The organism is Microcoleus sp. BR0-C5 (assembly GCF_036705045.1).
Classification (GTDB): domain Bacteria; phylum Cyanobacteriota; class Cyanobacteriia; order Cyanobacteriales; family Microcoleaceae; genus Microcoleus.
The window spans coordinates 72,778-90,523 of sequence record NZ_JAUBTR010000013.1; the positions used below are offsets into that span (position 1 = coordinate 72,778).

19 protein-coding genes are annotated in these 17,746 nt (G+C 47.4%); 12 read left to right on the top strand and 7 right to left on the bottom strand.

Translation table 11 applies throughout. From position 1 onward, the window contains the following. The 3 genes from QUB08_RS08890 (at position 1) to QUB08_RS08900 (ending at position 2,134) form a co-directional block, all read left to right on the top strand. The gene (locus QUB08_RS08890; RefSeq protein ID WP_333224388.1) at positions 1-732 is read left to right on the top strand and encodes a DUF7873 family protein; all 732 of its coding nucleotides are present in this window, start codon (positions 1-3) and stop codon (positions 730-732) included. A 154-nt stretch (positions 733-886) separates the two neighbouring features. Next, positions 887-1,072: a hypothetical protein gene (locus tag QUB08_RS08895; protein WP_333224389.1), complete on the top strand. Its 186-nt coding sequence runs from the start codon at positions 887-889 to the stop codon at positions 1,070-1,072. A 105-nt stretch (positions 1,073-1,177) separates the two neighbouring features. Beyond that, positions 1,178-2,134 carry a serine/threonine-protein kinase gene (locus tag QUB08_RS08900; RefSeq protein ID WP_333224391.1) on the top strand — a complete coding sequence of 319 codons (957 nt, stop codon included), beginning with the start codon at positions 1,178-1,180 and terminating at the stop codon, positions 2,132-2,134. Here the strand turns inward: QUB08_RS08900 and QUB08_RS08905 are convergent. From QUB08_RS08905 to QUB08_RS08915, 3 genes are all read right to left on the bottom strand, one after another. Beyond that, positions 2,128-2,754 carry a DnaJ domain-containing protein gene (locus QUB08_RS08905; RefSeq protein ID WP_333224392.1) on the bottom strand — a complete coding sequence of 209 codons (627 nt, stop codon included), beginning with the start codon at positions 2,752-2,754 and terminating at the stop codon, positions 2,128-2,130. The two genes, QUB08_RS08900 and QUB08_RS08905, sit on opposite strands and share 7 nt — an antisense overlap. A 130-nt stretch (positions 2,755-2,884) precedes the next feature. Further along, the gene (locus tag QUB08_RS08910) at positions 2,885-3,478 is read right to left on the bottom strand and encodes an ATP-dependent Clp protease proteolytic subunit (protein ID WP_190657906.1); all 594 of its coding nucleotides are present in this window, start codon (positions 3,476-3,478) and stop codon (positions 2,885-2,887) included. 274 nt (positions 3,479-3,752) lie between these two features. Continuing rightward, positions 3,753-4,412, bottom strand: a complete 660-nt coding sequence (locus tag QUB08_RS08915) for an ATP-dependent Clp protease proteolytic subunit (RefSeq protein WP_190741967.1) — start codon at positions 4,410-4,412, stop codon at positions 3,753-3,755. A gap of 72 nt (positions 4,413-4,484) precedes the next feature. Between QUB08_RS08915 and QUB08_RS08920 the strand changes: the two genes are divergently transcribed. The 4 genes from QUB08_RS08920 (at position 4,485) to thrB (ending at position 8,215) form a co-directional block, all read left to right on the top strand. Then, a complete protein-coding gene (locus tag QUB08_RS08920; RefSeq protein ID WP_333224393.1) occupies positions 4,485-5,720 on the top strand; it encodes a VWA domain-containing protein in 1,236 nt (411 codons plus the stop codon). Positions 5,721-5,932: 212 nt separating this feature from the next. After that, positions 5,933-6,499, top strand: coding sequence for a Uma2 family endonuclease (locus tag QUB08_RS08925; protein ID WP_333224394.1), 567 nt, complete (start codon positions 5,933-5,935; stop codon positions 6,497-6,499). 3 nt (positions 6,500-6,502) lie between these two features. Then, entirely contained in the window at positions 6,503-6,997 is a 495-nt protein-coding gene (locus tag QUB08_RS08930) for a tetratricopeptide repeat protein (RefSeq protein WP_333224396.1), read from the top strand. Positions 6,998-7,087: 90 nt separating this feature from the next. Continuing rightward, the gene (thrB, locus tag QUB08_RS08935) at positions 7,088-8,215 is read left to right on the top strand and encodes a homoserine kinase (protein WP_333224397.1); all 1,128 of its coding nucleotides are present in this window, start codon (positions 7,088-7,090) and stop codon (positions 8,213-8,215) included. A gap of 282 nt (positions 8,216-8,497) precedes the next feature. Here thrB and QUB08_RS08940 read toward each other — a convergent pair whose 3' ends face one another. After that, entirely contained in the window at positions 8,498-9,745 is a 1,248-nt protein-coding gene (locus tag QUB08_RS08940) for a response regulator (protein ID WP_333224399.1), read from the bottom strand. Between the two features lie 463 nt (positions 9,746-10,208). Between QUB08_RS08940 and QUB08_RS08945 the strand changes: the two genes are divergently transcribed. Together QUB08_RS08945 and QUB08_RS08950 are read left to right on the top strand one after the other, a co-directional pair. Continuing rightward, positions 10,209-12,902: an endonuclease MutS2 gene (locus tag QUB08_RS08945; protein ID WP_333224443.1), complete on the top strand. Its 2,694-nt coding sequence runs from the start codon at positions 10,209-10,211 to the stop codon at positions 12,900-12,902. 159 nt (positions 12,903-13,061) lie between these two features. Continuing rightward, entirely contained in the window at positions 13,062-13,979 is a 918-nt protein-coding gene (locus QUB08_RS08950) for a site-specific DNA-methyltransferase (protein WP_333224400.1), read from the top strand. A 111-nt stretch (positions 13,980-14,090) separates the two neighbouring features. Here QUB08_RS08950 and QUB08_RS08955 read toward each other — a convergent pair whose 3' ends face one another. Beyond that, positions 14,091-14,639, bottom strand: a complete 549-nt coding sequence (locus QUB08_RS08955; protein WP_333224402.1) for a hypothetical protein — start codon at positions 14,637-14,639, stop codon at positions 14,091-14,093. After that, a complete protein-coding gene (locus QUB08_RS08960; RefSeq protein ID WP_333044298.1) occupies positions 14,632-14,844 on the bottom strand; it encodes a helix-turn-helix transcriptional regulator in 213 nt (70 codons plus the stop codon). The genes QUB08_RS08955 and QUB08_RS08960 overlap by 8 nt, the downstream gene beginning before the upstream one ends. A 158-nt stretch (positions 14,845-15,002) precedes the next feature. On the opposite strand from QUB08_RS08960, the gene QUB08_RS08965 reads away from it, so the two are divergent. Then, a complete protein-coding gene (locus tag QUB08_RS08965) occupies positions 15,003-15,203 on the top strand; it encodes a hypothetical protein (RefSeq protein ID WP_333224403.1) in 201 nt (66 codons plus the stop codon). 18 nt (positions 15,204-15,221) lie between these two features. Then, positions 15,222-15,827: a DUF3038 domain-containing protein gene (locus QUB08_RS08970; RefSeq protein WP_333224404.1), complete on the top strand. Its 606-nt coding sequence runs from the start codon at positions 15,222-15,224 to the stop codon at positions 15,825-15,827. Positions 15,828-15,942: 115 nt separating this feature from the next. Here QUB08_RS08970 and QUB08_RS08975 read toward each other — a convergent pair whose 3' ends face one another. Continuing rightward, positions 15,943-16,080: a hypothetical protein gene (locus QUB08_RS08975; protein WP_333224445.1), complete on the bottom strand. Its 138-nt coding sequence runs from the start codon at positions 16,078-16,080 to the stop codon at positions 15,943-15,945. Here QUB08_RS08975 and QUB08_RS08980 point away from each other — a divergent pair. Beyond that, positions 16,028-17,632, top strand: coding sequence for a DUF4335 domain-containing protein (locus QUB08_RS08980; RefSeq protein ID WP_333224405.1), 1,605 nt, complete (start codon positions 16,028-16,030; stop codon positions 17,630-17,632). The genes QUB08_RS08975 and QUB08_RS08980 overlap by 53 nt on opposite strands. Positions 17,633-17,746: the final 114 nt, after the last annotated feature.

Consider the following 17,746-nt stretch of genomic DNA (forward strand, 5'->3'; position numbering starts at 1 on the left):
ATGCCACGTTTAAATCAGATTATTGCGATCGAAAAAGGCATCAAAAGCCGCTCCGTCCAAGAACTAGCAGAAGCTCAAAAAGCACTCCAGAAGCCCGCTGTGCTTTCTGGAATCTCCCGTACATACCGCCCCAAAGACGAAGAAGGCGAACAACTGCCGCCAGAGTCCAAAAAAGTTGAAGTCAAAGCAGAAGAGATTATCCGCAAAACAACTGAAGTTTTGACCAAACTCTTCGACGTAACAGCAACCAAAGATTGGACAAATTGTAGCGCCCGCGCGGACGTAACTGTAGACGGAAATGTGCTTTTGAGCCAAGTTCCCGTCAGCTATTTGCTATTCATTGAAAAGCAGTTAGCAGATTTGCAAGCATTCATCAAAAAACTTCCCGTCTTAGATGCTTCCGAGACTTGGAACTTCGATGCTTCGGCCGACTGCTGGGCAACAGAACCGGTGCAAACTCTCAAGACTTTTAAAACTCCGCGCAATCACGTTAAAGCTGAAGCTACCGAACACCATCCGGCTCAAGTCGATGTTTATTACGAAGATATTACGATCGGCTATTGGCGGACGGTCAAGTTTTCTGGATCTTTACCAGCACGGCGGATCAATGAGTTGCTACAAAGGGTGGAAATCTTGCAGCAAGCTGTTATGTTCGCCCGCGAAGAAGCTAATAATTCTGAAGTTGAGGAACAGAGAGTGGGAGAAAGAATTTTTCAGTTTATTTTCCGCTGAATGCTTGCTTTTTTGATAGTTATAGTTTAAGATATAAACAGAGTACAAGCTCAATCTAAAACTTCAACTTAAACCGTACAAATGTGATAGTGCAGGTTCGACTCCTGTCCCTCCTACCCAAAATAGGGGGGTAGCCCAATCGGCAGAGGCAGCATTGCGTACAAATTCAACAGCAAGTTATTACTCTAAACTCAGCATTCACCGCCGATCGCAAAAACGAATGTCAGGAAAAAATAACATCATCGAGGTTGCTGGCTCATATCCAGCCCCCTCTACCAAACGCAGGGGGGTAGCTCAATCGGTAGAGCGCGATGCTATTAATCTTAAATCCTTGACTTAAATGTGATAGCGTGCGTAAATGGGCGGTAAATATAAACCCAGTAGTAAGGTCAGAACTGCTGGGTTTTATGCTAATAATTGAATCAATTTGTTAAATCCGTCAGTCGTGGACGTATCAAGGCCGATGATTTACTGCATCAACCCTCAATGCGAACAACGTGAAAATCCTGCTGCTGCTCAAAATTGTCAGGCTTGTGGCACGGATTTGTTAATTGGCGATCGCTATCGTATCCTTAAACCAGTGCGATCGCCCAATCCCGCACGCCCCACAGACATCTTTGAAGTCGAAGATTTGGGAACCGGGGAAAACGAATGGGGAACTGTCAAAATTTTAAAAGTCTTGAAACATACCCACAATCCCGATTTAGTTCGCTTGGTCAAGCAAGAAGCGCGAGTTTTGATTTGGCTTGCCGGAAAGGGCTCAGTTCCCCAAGTCGAACCTGATGGTTATTTCCCAATTAAACTCCCCAATAATTTCCAGAAATTGTCTTGTTTGGTGATGGAAAAAATTAGCGGAGAAAACTTTGCAGAATTATTAACTAAAAAACAGTACGTTTCTCAAAAGCTCGCTCTTGATTGGCTGCAACAAATGCTTTATATTTTGCAGGAAATCCACAAATATCATGTAGTGCATCGGGATATTAAGCCATCCAACCTGATGGTAGAAGCCAATGGAAAATTGAGATTAATTGACTTCGGCGCCGCCACAGAAGCAGATATAGATACCGCACCAATAGGTTCTGCGGGATACGCCGCACCGGAACAAATTCTAGGTAAAGCAGACGTGCGATCGGACTTTTTTGCCCTAGGGCGTACTTTTGTACATTTATTAACAGGCCTAGAGCCGATCGACTTTCCCGTTAATGAAAAAACTGGTAAAATTAATTGGAGGAACCAGGCTGTAGATATTGACCCGTTACTCCTAGAGTCGATCGACGAATTGATGGAACCGCTACCAGAAAACCGACCTGAAAATACCCAAGTTATTTTAGAAAAATTAGAAAAATTAAACATTCACGACGCAGACCCCCTGAAAGAGGGGGAGGCAACATCGCTTCAATAAATCTGTTCCAACCTGCGAAAATCCCGCTCAACTTCCGCCCACAAAGCCCGATTGTGAGGGTCAGTTTTCACAGCCTTTTTCAAATAAATTCTCGCCTTATCAACCTGCTTTTCTCCGATCAAATGCCGTCCCCAGCGCTGATAGGCGATCGCCTGCCACTGACGCACCTCCAAATCTTCGGGAACCCGCTGGGCCAAACCCTCAATCAAGGCGATCGCCCGCGGGAACCTCTGATATTTCAGCAACTGCTGCAATTCACAATAAGCATCTTGCTTTAACTTTTGTTCCGCCGCCGACAAATCCGCATTAGATTGAACCGCGGCCTCTTTTCGAGTCACCTTAACTGCCTGGGGTTGAGCTTTCACCCCCTGATCCGGCGGTGTCGAAGTAGGCGGCACAGTTGAATTGGCAACTTTCGACTCCGCAACATGGTGGGGGGCAACCTTCACCAGGAACTTATAAGCCTCAGTAATAGCAATAAACTTATTCTTAGCCTGTTCGTTTCCCGGATTCACATCGGGGTGATACTGTCTCGCTAACTGCCGATAAGAGGTCTTAACTTGCGATAAACTCGCACCTGACCTCAGTCCTAACTGTCGGTAATAATCTGCAATATCCATCTAGCATGAATGAGCGTTGATAATACCATTAAATATGGCAGAATCCTTAAATGTAAAGATTCTGCCAAAATTTACTGCGAACTAGGTTGTAGTGCGAGGGTTGCCCGCACTACGGTAGCGCCAAAATAACTTACGGACGATCTTCGATCACTCTGTCAATCAAGCCGTATTCCTTGGCTTCCTCAGCGGACATGAAATAGTCGCGATCCATGTCCTTCTCGATTTTCTCGATCGGCTTGCCAGTATTCTTAGCATAGATATTATTGAGTTCGTGGCGCAGCCGCAGAATCTCTTTCGCCTCAATCTGAATATCCGTTGCTTGTCCCCGCGTGCCCCCAGAAGGCTGGTGAATCATGATTCGCGAGTGAGGCAAAGCTAACCGTTTCCCCTTCGCACCGGCAGCTAACAGGAAAGAACCCATCGAAGCAGCCAAGCCCACACAAATCGTCACCACGTCCGATTTAATGTGCTGCATGGTATCAAAAATAGCCATGCCTGCCGACACCATTCCGCCTGGGGAATTGATGTACAAAATAATATCCTTACCTGAATCTTCCGAATCAAGGTAGAGCATCACGGCGATGATTTGATTGGCAATTTCATCGTCAACGTCCCTGCCCAAGAAAATAATTCGTTCCCGATAGAGGCGATCGTAGATATTAATCCACTGAGTATCATAACCACCCGGCATTTTGTAGGGAACTTTTGGCACACCTATAGGCATAATTCGGAACTCCGTTTAGTTGGTAATTGGTAATTAGGAATTGGGCATCGGGAATTGGGAAATGGGGCATGGGGCATGGGGCAAATAGGGCATGGGGCATTGGGCATTGGGAATGGGGCATCGGCCAAACAGGGCATTGTTAGTCATCAAAAGATTATTGAATAACTAATTAGGGTAGAAACTACTAGCCATTAACCCTTAATTATTACTCATGCCCCATGCCCCATGCCCCATTCCCAATGCCCATGCCCCATTTCCAATTCCCCATTCCCAGTTAGATGACTCCAGCCGGCAGCGGTTTCGGCAATTCTTCCGAACTTTCAAGAACGCGATCGATCAAACCGTATTCTTTAGCTTCATGGGGCGTCAGGTACAGCAACCGATCCATATCTTTAGTAATCTTTTCGATCGGTTGGCCAGTACAGCTTGCAAAAATCTCAAGCATCGTCGCTTTATTTGCCAGCACTTCCTTAGCCCGAATTTGAATGTCGCTTGCTTGACCCCGCGTGTAAGCCTTGGGTTGGTGCAACACAATCGAAGCGTGCGGCAAACTCGCCCGAAAGCCTTTTGTACCAGCCGCTAAAAGCATCGCAGACATCCCCATTGCCGAACCGAGGCAAATAGTGTGCACGGGCGGTTTAATGTACCTAATCGTATCGCAGATAGCGAAGGCTTCTGTTTCAAAGCCGACGGGTTCGCCACTGTAACCAGAAGTGCCGGTCGAGTTGATGTAGATTTTGATCGGCTTATCCGGGTCTTCGTACTGCAAGAACAACAGTTCAGCGATAATCAGTTCTGTTACCGCAGGCACCAGAGGCATCCCCAGATAAACGATCCGCTCCTTCAGCAACAGGGATGGCAAATCGGGAGGTGGCGTCCGAGAGTTCCCTTCCCCGTAGTATGGCGATTGCACAGCTTTAATTGGTGTGTTCATATAACCGAAATGTTGCCTGAACTGATGGAGCTATTCTTAAAGAAATACTAACGCAATCTTTAGGTATCCCGCATGAAAGTTAGTTTGCTCCCGGTTTTAAACGACCCGAACCTTGATGCTGCCGCGCCCTCGACCCAGCGCCAGCTAGCAATTTCAGTGTCTGCGACGGCAAGCTCGATCGACTCCAGCGTACCCTTAAACCTGTGCCTGATTCTCGACCACAGCGGTTCGATGGGCGGACGCCCCTTGGAAACCGTCAAACAAGCCGCCGGACGGTTGCTAGACAGGTTGAAGCCCGGGGATCGCTTTTGCGCGGTGGCTTTCGATCATAAAGCCAAAGTCCTCGTCCCCAATCAAATTGTGGGAGACCCCAGCAGTATTAAGCGGCAAATTGAGCAATTGCGCTCGGCCGGTGGCACAGCAATTGATGAGGGCATTAAGTTAGGTATTGAAGAGTTGGGCAAAGGCAAAAAAGAAGCTATATCTCAGGCGTTTCTGCTGACTGACGGCGAAAACGAACATGGCGACGACAGCCGCTGTTTGAAGTTGGCTAAATTGGCAGCCGACTACAACATGACTTTAAATTCTCTGGGATTTGGCGATAACTGGAACCAGGATATTTTGGAAAAAATTGCTGACGCGGGCGGCGGTGCTCTGGCACACATTCAGCGTCCCGAAGATGCGGTTGACGAGTTTGGTAAACTATTTACTCGCATCCAAGGTGTAGGTTTGACTAATGCTTATTTGCTATTTTCCCTAATGCCAAAAGTGCGGTTAGCCGAACTCAAACCGATCGCCCAAGTTGCCCCGGATACGATCGAATTACCTGTACAGCAAGAGGGCGATCGTTTTATGGTGCGCCTGGGAGATTTAATGAAGGATATAGAGCGAGTAGTTTTGGCTAATATTTATATTGGACAGTTGCCCGAAGGTACACAGGCGATCGGGCAATTGCAAATTCGCTACGACGATCCGAGTGTCGGTTCAAGTTTACTTTCCGATCCCGTTGCAGTTTCCGCTAATGTCCTAAAAGTTTATCAGCCGGCACTTAACCCGATGGTGCAGCAGCATATTTTAGCTTTGGCTAAGTACCGCCAAACTCAACTGGCAGAAACCCGATTGCAACAGGGCGATCGCGCCGGCGCGGCAACGATGCTGCAAACTGCCGCTAAAACTGCTTTGCAAATGGGCGATAAAAGTGCCGCAACTGTGCTGCAAACCTCTGCTACTCGTTTGCAGTCTGGTGAACAATTGAGTGAAGCCGATCGCAAGAAAACTCGGATTGCTTCTAAAACTATTTTGAAGTAATAGCGCTATTTTCAATCTTAAATTTGGCGATCGGACAATTCGGCGATGCGAAATCGCGTCTAGACAAACGAAACCCGCCTGCGCGCGGGTTTCCGCATTCTGAGTCTCCCCAGCAGAAAGCGAGACTCTGTGTAGCCCGATTGTTTCAAGGCGTGGATGATATAGAAACTCGATCGTCTAAAATGTTTGTATCACCTATCAAGAGTGCTTGTATGAGCCAGACAATATCTGATAAATTACGCTGGACGACCGCCGATTTAGAACTCTTGCCCGATAACGGCGATCGTTACGAAATTATTGATGGAGAGTTATTTGTGACTAGATCACCGCATTGGGGTCATCAACAGACTTGTGGCAGATTTTTCTCTGTGCTTGATACTTGGTCGATGTCTGCAGGTTTAGGACGAGCTGCAATCAATCCTGGTCTTATTTTCACGGATGCTGATAACGTTATTCCTGATGTAGTTTGGGCCAGCAATGAACGCTTGGCTATCTTGCTAGACGAAGCCGGCCATTTAACCGCCGCACCTGAGTTAGTTGTTGAAGTATTGTCCCCCGGTGCAGACAATGAAAGACGGGATAGAGACTTGAAACTCAGACTCTATTCGGTGCGAGGAGTGCAGGAATACTGGCTTGTGAATTGGCAATTGCAGCAAATAGAAGTTTATCGCAGGGAACAAGCAAGTTTAAGGCTCATTGCTACGCTGTTGAGCAATGATGAACTAACTTCGCCTTTGTTGCCCGGTTTTAGTTGTTCTGTCGCTCAAATTTTTGCCTAAATTATGAAAACATCATTTTACAATTTAATTGCTACTCTAGTAATTTTTACTATCTTTGGTAATATATCCCCTGCTGTCTCTGCTGAATCTTCAGCAAGATTAACAGCTCAAAAAACGATTGTTCAAAATCCTGCTGAAGATTTATTCAATAGTGCTTTAGCAAAGTCAGAGGCGGGAGACATTCAAGGGGCGATCGCCGATTACACCGAAGCCATCCGCCTCAACCCCAACTACGCCAAAGCCTACAACAAACGCGGCATCATCCGCGGCCGCAATCTCAAAGATTATCCAGCAGCTAAAGCAGATTTCGATCGCGCAATTGAAATTAACCCCAACTACGGCGACGCCTACTACAACCGCGCCAGAGTCCGCGAGTTCTTAGAAGACAAAGACGGGGCGATATCGGATTATCATAAAGCAGCCGAACTATATCAAAAAGATGGCAATACTAACGATTATCAAGATGCTATCAAGCATATTCAAATGCTGCAAGAATAGAGTGCTTTTGAAAACATAGTATAATATCCTTCGATCTGCGTTCATCCGCATTCATCGGCGGTTAAACATTCCCAATCCACCCTTCAAAAAATGCCCGAAACTTCCACCGTCACCGTTACCGTACCCGCCACAACCGCCAACCTGGGCCCAGGATTCGACTGCATCGGCGCCGCTTTAAGCCTCTATAACCGCTTCCAATTCTCCCGACTCGAACCCTCAGCAACCGAGAAACTAAAAATTACAGTTACAGGCCAAGAAGCCGCCAAAGTCAAGACAGATGACAGCAATCTCGCTTATCTAGCCTTTGTCAAGTTATACGAACACCTAAACCAATCACCACCGCCCGTAGCCATACATATAGATATGCAAGTGCCGCTGGCTAGAGGTTTAGGAAGTTCCGCCACAGCTATTATCGGTGGGTTAGTCGGTGCAAATGAATTAGCCGGTGCGCCTTTGACTCAGGTGGAAGTGATGCAATTGGCGATCGAACTTGAAGGACATCCCGACAACGTTGTCCCCGCTTTAGTGGGAGGATGTCGCCTCGCTGCTAGCAATGCACCCCCCCAACCCCCCCTTAGTAAGGGGGGGCTAAGAGAACAACTTCCCCTTAGTAAGGGGGGGCTAAGAGAAGAATTCCCTCTCCGTGAAGCGGGGCTAAGAGAACAATCACCCTTAGATGCGGAAATTCTACCATCACCCCCCCTTGTTAAGGGGGGGCTAACACAATCACCCCCCCTTAGCAAGGGGGGGCAGGGGGGGGGTTCATGGGAGATTTGCGATATTCCCTGGCATCCAAATATTGTGCCCGTGGTAGCCATCCCAGATTTTGAACTGTCTACAGCCGAAGCGCGCAAAGTTTTGCCAGCAGATTACAGCAAGGCTGACGCGATTTTTAATGCTGCACACCTCGGTTTGCTAGTGCGGGCTTTGGAAACTGGCAATGAAAACTGGCTGCGCTGCGCCCTCCAAGACAAAATTCACCAACCTTACCGGCAATCTCTGATTCGGGGATATGAAGCGGTGCAAGAAGCAGCCCTGAATACAGGGGCTTGTGGGATGGTAATTAGCGGTGCGGGGCCGACGCTTTTGGCTTTAACGGATGTTACTAATGCTGATGCGGTTGAGAAAGCGATGGCGGCTGCTTGGATGGAATTTGGGGTAAAGGCTGAGGTAAGGGCGATCGCCCTCGATACTCAAGGCGCGCAAGTCTCCCTTTAGTTATTTCACTCCTAGACACACAACATCTACATAACCGTGTTTTGTAGGGGCAACCCCCCGTGGTTGCCCCTCTCGATGGAATTATTCATATTTCTATTCTCTTCCTCTCTCCTTCAAATCTCTGGAATATCAACTCAAGTCTCTTTTCGATAACTTCTGCCATTCCCTCTACAAAATTTTACCTGAAAAAAGTGCAGTCATTGTAGGGGCGGATTCACAAGAATTTCCGGCTAAAACCAACCATTTCAAAAACCCGCCCCCACCAAGGGTAAATAGTATTAATTAGCTGTGACGCAGCGGAATCTCTATCTGAATTTTAGTGCCTTTACCCGGTTCGGAAAAACACTTGAACTCTCCTTTGTGCTGCTCTACAATTATCCGATAGCTGAGAGCAAGTCCCGATGATATGCGTGGTTCTGCAGGTTTTGCTCCCAAAAATTGCTCAGAAATTTGGGCTGTGATATCTTTGCTAATTGCCATGTCGTTATCAGCAATCTCAATAGAAATTCGCTGAGCATCGACCACTTGAGTGGTAATCAAAATCACAGGTTTAAATTTGATTGATTCCAACTCTTCTAACTCTTGAGCCGAATCTTCCAAAGCATCGATCGCGTGATTGATGATATTCATAAAAGCTTGATTGAGTAGACCTGCATAACACTCAATCTGTGGCAAATTGCCGAATTGTTTCATCACCTTGATGTCTCGCCTTCCCTCGCGAGCCGGCAAGCGGTGCTGCAACAACAACAGAGTATTTTCTAAACCGTCGGAAACATCAAATAACTGCCAGCCCGATCGATCGCTGCGGGAAAAATCCTGTAGCGACAAAATTATTTGGCGGATGCGATCGCTGCCGGTACGCATGGAACTCACAATTTTTAATAAATCGTCGAGTACGAATTCCACATCCATATCTTGCTGCTTTTGCAGAATTTCCGATCCGGGATTGACTAGCTCTTTTTGATACAATCGCAGCAGTTCAATTAAATCGGTTGCGTAGCTTTGGACGTGAGTTAGATTGCTGTAAATAAAAGTAATTGGGTTGTTGATTTCGTGGGCTATCCCAGACACCAGTTCGCCCAAACTAGACATTTTTTCATTTTGCAGCATTCGATCGCGCGACAGATCCAATTCTTGCTGGGTTAACTCCAACTGCGCCCTCAACTCGTGCGATCGCTTAGACGCGCGCACCCGCGCCAATAATTCCTGCTTAACTATCGGTTTAAACAGAAAATCGTCAAAGGGCGCATCCAATTCTTGAACTTCATCAAATTGCTCCGGTGTTGTCAGCAGAATAAAATAGGCTGCCGCCAATTCTTGATCGACTTTCAGCAGCCGGCACACCTCCAAAAAATTAATTTGAGGCGAAGTCCCGTCGCAAATTATCGCATCGGGGGACAATTCCCTCGCCAATTCTAAACTCTCCTTATCGTCGGGAACGACTCTCACCTGATGTCCCTGTTGGCTGAGTAACTCTTGGACAACTTGAAAAGTCACAGTATCCGCGATGATCGCCAGAATCTTTGCCATACTTCTATCATCTCCACAAATTACTTTTTAGGATACAACCGCCAGAATTGCGCTGACAGATTTAAAATTCCAAAATAGTTCAATTACATCAAAAAACAGCCCATACACGCTCCCTCAAAACCAAAAATAGCCCATACCATTTTAGATTTTATATTTTAGAGTAAAAAATTGGGAATGACTTACTGTATAATAGGTGGGAGCTTGCCTAAAGTTGCATATTTTTTGGGGACTGGTATCACGAGAAGGTATAATTTTAGACGGGTAATGCAAAAATGCAAATTTTCTCCTTCGTAATTAATGTTACATCAGAGCTTGCGGTCGAAAGACTGCTGAGGGCGATCGCAGATACTTTCTCAAATTGCCCCAGGAAACAATAAAAAACTTTAAAATCAATTAATAGTATCGTTAAATTCACCTTCTCGGTCAGCGCCTGGGAATGCCAATTACCAACACCACCTCAACTTTGATTCAAGCCGAAACACTAGAACTATTAGAATGGCCGCGCCTGTGTCAGCACTTGGCTACCTTCGCGGCCACCAAACTCGGCGTCGCCGCCGCCCTCGACCTCGAAATCCCGCCCACTCAAGCTCAAACAGCAGAACTCCTAGCCCAAACTCAGGAAGCTTATCAGTTAGAGAGCCGCGCTGGCGGTGCTTTGAGTTTTGAAGGAATCCAAGACATCGGCACTTCTCTGCAGCGAGCCGAACTCCAAGGTTTGCTCAGCGGCGAAGAATTGCTGGCAATTGCTACTACCCTCGCCGGAGCAAGGCAATTGCGCCGGATAATTGACTCTCAGCCAGATGTGCCGGCGCTCAAAGAACTGGCAGCCCAATTGCGGACTTATCCCGAACTAGAGCAAGAAATCCATCGCTGTATAGACGATCGCGCTCAAGTAGCAGACAGAGCCACTCCTAAATTAGCAGGAATTAGAGTTCAAATGCGACAGTTGCGCGATCGCATTTATCAAATATTGCAGGGGATTTTGCAGCGCCAATCCAACGCCGTACAAGAACAGCTAATTACCCAAAGAAGCGGACGCTTTGTCATTCCCGTCAAAGCTCCCCAAAAAGATGCCATACCGGGCATCGTTCATGACTCCTCAGCTAGCGGCGCGACACTGTACGTAGAGCCCCACAGCACAGTTAATCTTAACAACCAAATGCGGCAGTTTCTCAGGCAAGAACAAGCCGAAGAAGAAGCAGTCCGCCGCGCCCTCACCGAGCAAGTCGCAGCAGTAAAACCGGATTTAGACAGATTGGTGGTGGTAGTTACAACTTTAGATTTAGCGGCCGCTAAATCGCGTTATAGTTTTTGGTTGCAAGCCAATCCGCCGAAATTTATCGAATTGGGAGAGCCAGAATTAGCACCAAAAAATCCCGAAAAAGAAGATGAGGAAAAAGAAGATGAGGAAAACTCAGAAAACAGTCAATTATTAATTCGCAACCTGCGATCGCAAATTACCCTGCGCCAGTTGCGCCATCCTTTATTAGTTTGGCAGCAACAGCACGAGCAAGGCTTTCCAGTCGTCCCGGTCGATTTAACGATCGGGCCTCACATCCGCGTCGTCGCCATCACAGGCCCCAACACGGGCGGCAAAACTGTCACCCTCAAAACCTTGGGATTGGCAGCTTTAATGGCGAAAGCAGGAATGTTTGTTGCCGCCCGCGAACCCGTAGAATTGCCTTGGTTCGACAATATTTTGGCCGATATTGGTGACGAACAATCTTTGCAGCAAAGTTTGTCTACTTTCTCCGGCCATATCCGTCGCATCAGCCGCATTTTAGAAGTTTTAGGCAATAAATCGCAGGCTGAAGGGGAAGAAAATTCAAACCTTCCAATTACTAATTCCCAACAGCAAGACCAGGAAGTCACAGACACACAGAACACTGTTTCTGCTCTCCCAATTCTCAAACCTAAATTACAAATTCCCCAACCCCAAATCCCAATTACCAATTCCCAATTACCAATCCCCAAATCTTTAGTTTTGTTAGACGAAGTAGGAGCGGGGACAGACCCCTCAGAAGGCAGTGCATTGGCGATCGCCCTGTTGAAATACCTCGCCCAACATTCCCTATTAACAGTTGCAACTACCCACTTTGGCGAACTCAAAGCCCTCAAATATCAAGACTCCCGCTTTGAAAATGCCTCAGTAGAATTTGACGACAATTCCATGCAGCCAACCTATCGCTTGCTGTGGGGAATTCCCGGACGTTCCAACGCCCTCACCATTGCCAAAAGACTCGGTTTGTTACCATCCATAGTCGATGAAGCTCAAACCTATGTGGGGGGAGCATCTCAAGATGTCAATCAAGTGATTGCCGGACTCGAAGCACAGCGCCGGAAACAGGAAACCAAAGCTAGAGAAGCAACTCAACTGCTACACCAAACCGAAAAACTGCACAGAGAAGTTTCTCAAAAAGCAGCCGCTTTGCAAGAGCGGGAGCGAGAACTGAAAATAGCTCAGGAAGTGGCAGTAAATGAGGCGATCGGGTCGGCAAAATCAGAAATTGCTCAAATCATTCGTCGCTTGCAGTCGGGCAACCAGACGGCTCAAAATGCCCAACAAGCGACAGAAACCTTAAATCAAATTTCCCAAAAACACCTGCCCTCTCGACAGCAACCGGCTAAACCCAAACCGAGTTTTATGCCGAAAGTGGGCGATCGCATCCGCATTCCCAGCTTGGGCCAAACCGCCGAAGTCCTCAGCGGCCCCGACGCTAACGAAGAGTTGAGCGTCCGGTTTGGGATTATGAAAATGACTGTCAAACTAGGAGAAATTGAATCCCTCGACGGTCAAAAACCCGAAACTAAAGCTCAATTAGCCAAGGTAGCAGCCCAAGCACAAGCACTCGCTACGGCTAAAGCTAAGCAAGCAGCGTCGGAACCTGCAAAACCTAATCCCGAAATTGCCATTCGCACTGCTAATAATTCGATCGACCTACGGGGTGCGAGAGTCTCAGACGCGGAAATCGAAATAGACAGAGCTCTTTCCAAAGCCGTGGAATACGGAGTTCTGTGGATAATTCACGGCAAAGGTACGGGACAGTTGCGGCGCGGGGTTCACGAGTTCCTCGCGAATCACCCGCAGGTTTCCCGCTTTGAACTCGCCAGTCAAAAAGAAGGAGGTGCAGGTGTGACGGTGGTTTATTTGAAATAAGCAGGATTTACGCATTTCCGGTTGACTCGTAATTATATAGTTGTCTGCAGCAAAACAAGTCGCAACGAACATATCATACTGATGCAACCGGAATGGATACTCTACTGCAAATGTGGCATAATTAAGAGTTGATTTCCCACTTTATTAACTGCCTGCCTCATGAAAAAAACTCCCTCAAATGAAGTTTTGGTTGGCGACTGTCGTGAAGTGATGAAGACATTGCCAGAAAATTATATTTCTGCGTGTATCACTGACCCACCTTATAATTATGAATTTATTGGTCATAAATGGGATGACTCAGAAATTCAAAGGCGGATTGAAAGAGTCAATGGCAAGGGAAATAAAACCCTTGTTAAAAACATTCCCTATGGCAGTGGTTTAGCAGGTGGAGTCAGAAACGAAAAATGGTATCAAAGGAATCGTAACAACACTCTGGATTATGAAAAGTGGTGCTTTGAGTGGGGTGAGCAGCTTTTTCGGATCTGCAAACCGGGTGCGACAGTTTTAGTTTTCAACAGCACACGGACTGTTGCTCACGTACAAGTAGCACTTGAAAGTGCTGGTTTCTATGCGAGAGATATTCTTGTTTATAAAAGATCAAGTGGTATCCCTAAAGGTGTCAATATCAAACAACAGTTGGAGAAGAAAGGATATGAAAATTCTGAACAATGGGATGGTTGGCACAGTTGTTTGAGGAACGAATGGGAAGCAATCTGCGTACTTCAAAAACCACTGGTCAATAATTACTTGGAAACTCTACAGGAGTACGGTACTGGTCTATTTTATACTAAAGATCAGTTCGGTGGTTTTCAGTCAAATATTTTAGAAGGTATACAGCGTGAGAAAACCGAGGAGTTTAACGTGCATTGCACAGTTAAACCAATAGCTCTCATGAGAAAGCTGGTCGAAATATTTGTACCGCGTTTGGAAAATTCTATTCTAATCGATCCTTTCGCAGGATCAGGAACCACATTGCTGGCGGCGCAAGAATTTGGCATTAAGTATGTGGGCATTGAAATTGTACCTGACTATATAGAGATTATCAACAAGCGCCTTGATAAGCTGTTGTGCATTTAAATTGTATATTTCGAGTCCCCATCAAAAATCGTCAAATCCTCTCCCCCTCTCCTCTTCTCCCCCTCTCCCTCTCTAATACCATAGGCAATCTAGATGCAACACAGCTTAGTTTCAGCGGTATACAGGGAATTCTCCCACTTTTTCAATAAGAAATGACTTTAAATCAAACCCGCTTATTGTTTTTATGAACTCAAACGAATCGTCGCCTGTGTAAACTTTCCAAGTCCCTACTTTGCACGCTGTAATAGCTGCGGGTAAATTATCTTTTCTAAGAATCAAAAATATGGGTTCGTAATTATAAGTACGAAGTAGTGGGCCATAAGATTTGAACTTTTTCAGGGTTCCAGAGTCTCCTGAGCCAATACGATATTTTGTATCTATTGCGTACCCATCAACAATCAGATCGCACGGCTCATCGCTTCCAACTTTAAATGCTGGCTGAAAGCTACTGCAATATGTTTTACACGTTTCAGTAACTAACAATTGCCAACACATACCTAACTCACGTCCCCAATATTGCCTATTTTCTTTTTTTATTAGGGGAGAGATACCAAACACATCCATTAAAATATCGTGTTCTTCATTCTCTTCTGCATAAATTTTTTCGGTAAATGAGTTTTGGTATCTTGCTAAAATTTGCTCTAGTCTTCTTTCAGTCATCAGCAGTTACCAGCTCAGCTAGACTAACGGATAATGCCTTGGCTATTTTGCTGGCATTAAGCAGCGTTATATTCCTTTCACCTCGTTCAACTGAACCAATATAGGTGCGATGTAATTCAGATAGTTCTGCAAGCTGATCTTGGGAAAGATTTCTGAGCTTTCTGAAATGTCTAACTTTTTTACCAAATTGCTCGGTAATATCCATAGATGGCGCCCGATGAAGCAATGACCACTATAATCTGACAGACTATAAGTAGCGACAGACTATAAGTAGCATTCGCTCTCCCTAGGATCGATATAAGCCCCGATAGTTTCAAAGCACTGATTTGATTTCGGTCACTGTGTGGCGTAGCATGGTTAGGGGTGAAAATCTCTGGGTTTTGCCGATCGCGATCGATCGAACTTGAAGCCGCAACTTTTAACCCGCAACTCCGTCCAGCAGTTAGGATTGCCGGAATCAAAGCAACGAGCTATGGAGACAAATTAACAGATGTGCTGTTGCCCACAGGCCGCAAAGCTTTAATCAGTGCATACTGTTTGATATCCTGCCTCAACCTGTCTTAAATTTCCCGTGCTGAAGCCATGCGCTCGACCGTAAAGTCCTCCGCTCCCACAAACGAAACGGGCCAATCTCCCAACTGGGAAGAATTGACCCAAAAAGCACCAGAACCTACCCAGTTGGACAACATTAAAGCCCAACTGGATTTAGTGCTGTTAGCCCTAGAAGCACTGGCAGAAATTGGCTCAGAGGCGATGCTCAAGGTAGCAGCCGAACTGAATTTAGAGCCAATGGTAGCCGATCGGGTAGCTTTGTGGCGGCTGCGCCAATCTAACCCGCTGCGGAAAGGCCACGGAGGGCGCAAAAAACTAGATGTGGAGGAAGCTCGATCGCTCGTTTTGATAAGCTGTCATTTGGCAAAACAGCACCAAGCTTTAATCCGCCGCGCTGTTGCTTTGCTCGAACAAATGGCCGAGCAAAACCGCGAACCTCACACAATCGCTTTGCTGGGAGATTATATAGACAGGTTCAGCAACACTTATGGCTCGCGCATGGAAGATGCAGAAAATTTATCGGGCCGAGAACTAACTGATTTGGCCCTCAAACTCCTGATCGATTTGCTGTTTTACAGCAGTCCCGGCGGCCACCGCCGCCTCTGGCTGGCTCTTCTAGACCGTGCTAAGAATTAAACTAAGCATAATGGGAACGAGAATCACAAACATCGGGAACAGGCAAGATGCCTGTTCCACCAGAAAATTTATTTGTTGTGGAACAGGCATCTTGCCTGTTGCAAAAAAAAGCTTGTTAAGAATGCTGCAAAATATCAGATAAAACATAGTTATTCCCTCTTCCTTCTTCCTTCTTCCCTCTTCCTTCTTCCTTCTTCGCTATGGTTCTCAAACGGTACACGCCCCCCACTTGCACGCTGGAAATTACAGCCAAAAGTTCGCCTCTATCTCGCTGGGCGGGCCAACCGGTGTTTAAATCTTTAAGTTTTGAGCTGCGACTCGACGACCCCAGGCTGCCAGATACCCAACACGTTACCCTCAGGGGCGATCGAATTCAACTCGAAACCCTCCACGAAGCTGTCAGCAACTACGTCCAAAACTTGCTCGGCGAATCCCGCGATTGGGAAAGCAACCTCAACTCTCAAACCGGCCGTATCCCTGCGGGTTCAGACTCGCCAGAAGTCGCGCGTAATGCCGTTATATTCGATCGAGCCGTCAACACTTCCGAACTAGCAACTTCCAACCCCTACTCCCTCCCAACTTCCTACCTTCCGGTTCCCCCCCGCTTAGAGCCCCGCGGCTTGCTCGCCCACAACTTGTTTTTAGGCTCTTTGAGCGCCGCAGAATCCGGGCCAGTAGTTCCATTGAGCACCCTGCAACTGTTTGACTTGGCCACAGCGCTAGATGACTGCGCCGCCGAAGTGATGGCGCTTCCCAACCTCAACCGCGAGTCCCGACAACCGCTGTCCTCACCCTGGCTCAAGGTGGCAGCATTGCTGGTCGCGATGGCGGGCCTGACGACAGGAACTATCAAAATGCTCGATCGAACCGCCACCTCCCCGCAAACCGCCACAGCCCCCGCCACAGCCCCCGTCAATCCACAATTGAGCACCGCTCCAGGAAACCCCCAGTTAGCTGCCGGCGTTTCCCCCAGTCCTGTTCCCGCCCTACCGACACCCCCAGCACCAACACCCGCAGCCACACCCGGTTTACCGCCCCTGCCGCCCCCGCCCATCAACACCGCCGCCTCCCCCAGCCCCAGCTTGCCCCCCATAGCCCTCGCCCCAACTCCCCCCACCAACAAACCCAGCCCCATCCAGCAGCCACCCCTGCTATTTCCCGCTAACGGCAGCGCACCCAGCGCCCAACAGAGCCCCCCAGCATTCTCTCAAGGGCAAACAATCACTATTCCCGCCCCCGAAGAACCGCCCCAGGGCCGCCCCCAAGCACCCGCACCAGTGCCCTACGTGCTGCCCCCCCTACCGCCCAGACTAGCTCCCGCCGTACCGCCCCCCCTGCCCCCCTCCCTGTCTGCTTCCCGATTTCCCGTTCCCCCGCCGCAACCCTTCCCCCGCCCCATCGAGCCGATTGTCCCCCCCGCCAGTACCGAACTCCCAGCCCTTGAGGACGCTCAACCAACCGCCGAGTCTGAGGACAACAACCAGGCCGCGACGAGCAAAAAAAACCACACTTTATTTGATACCATTCCTCAAGTTTCCGAAGCTAGAACTTACTTTGAGGCACGCTGGAAGCCTCCAGAAGGAATGGAACAAACTTTGGAATACAGCGTGCTGATCGATGAAAATGGGTCAATTCAAAGTATTGTGCCGATGGGAAAAGCAGCAGCAGATTATATCGAGCGAATTAATATGCCATTAGCCGGCGAGCCGTTTGTTTCTGCAGTTTCTAATGGGAAAAACCCGAAAATTAGAGTTGTTTTGCGACCAAGCGGTCGAGTACAAACCTTTTTGGAAGAGAGTGATTAAACGCTCTCAAACACATTGTCGAGATGGGAAATCCCGGTTAATTGCTAATCTTAAACAATTTCAAAAAAAAATCAATTTTTAACTGCGACAGCAGCAGCCAGCGTATTGACAGTT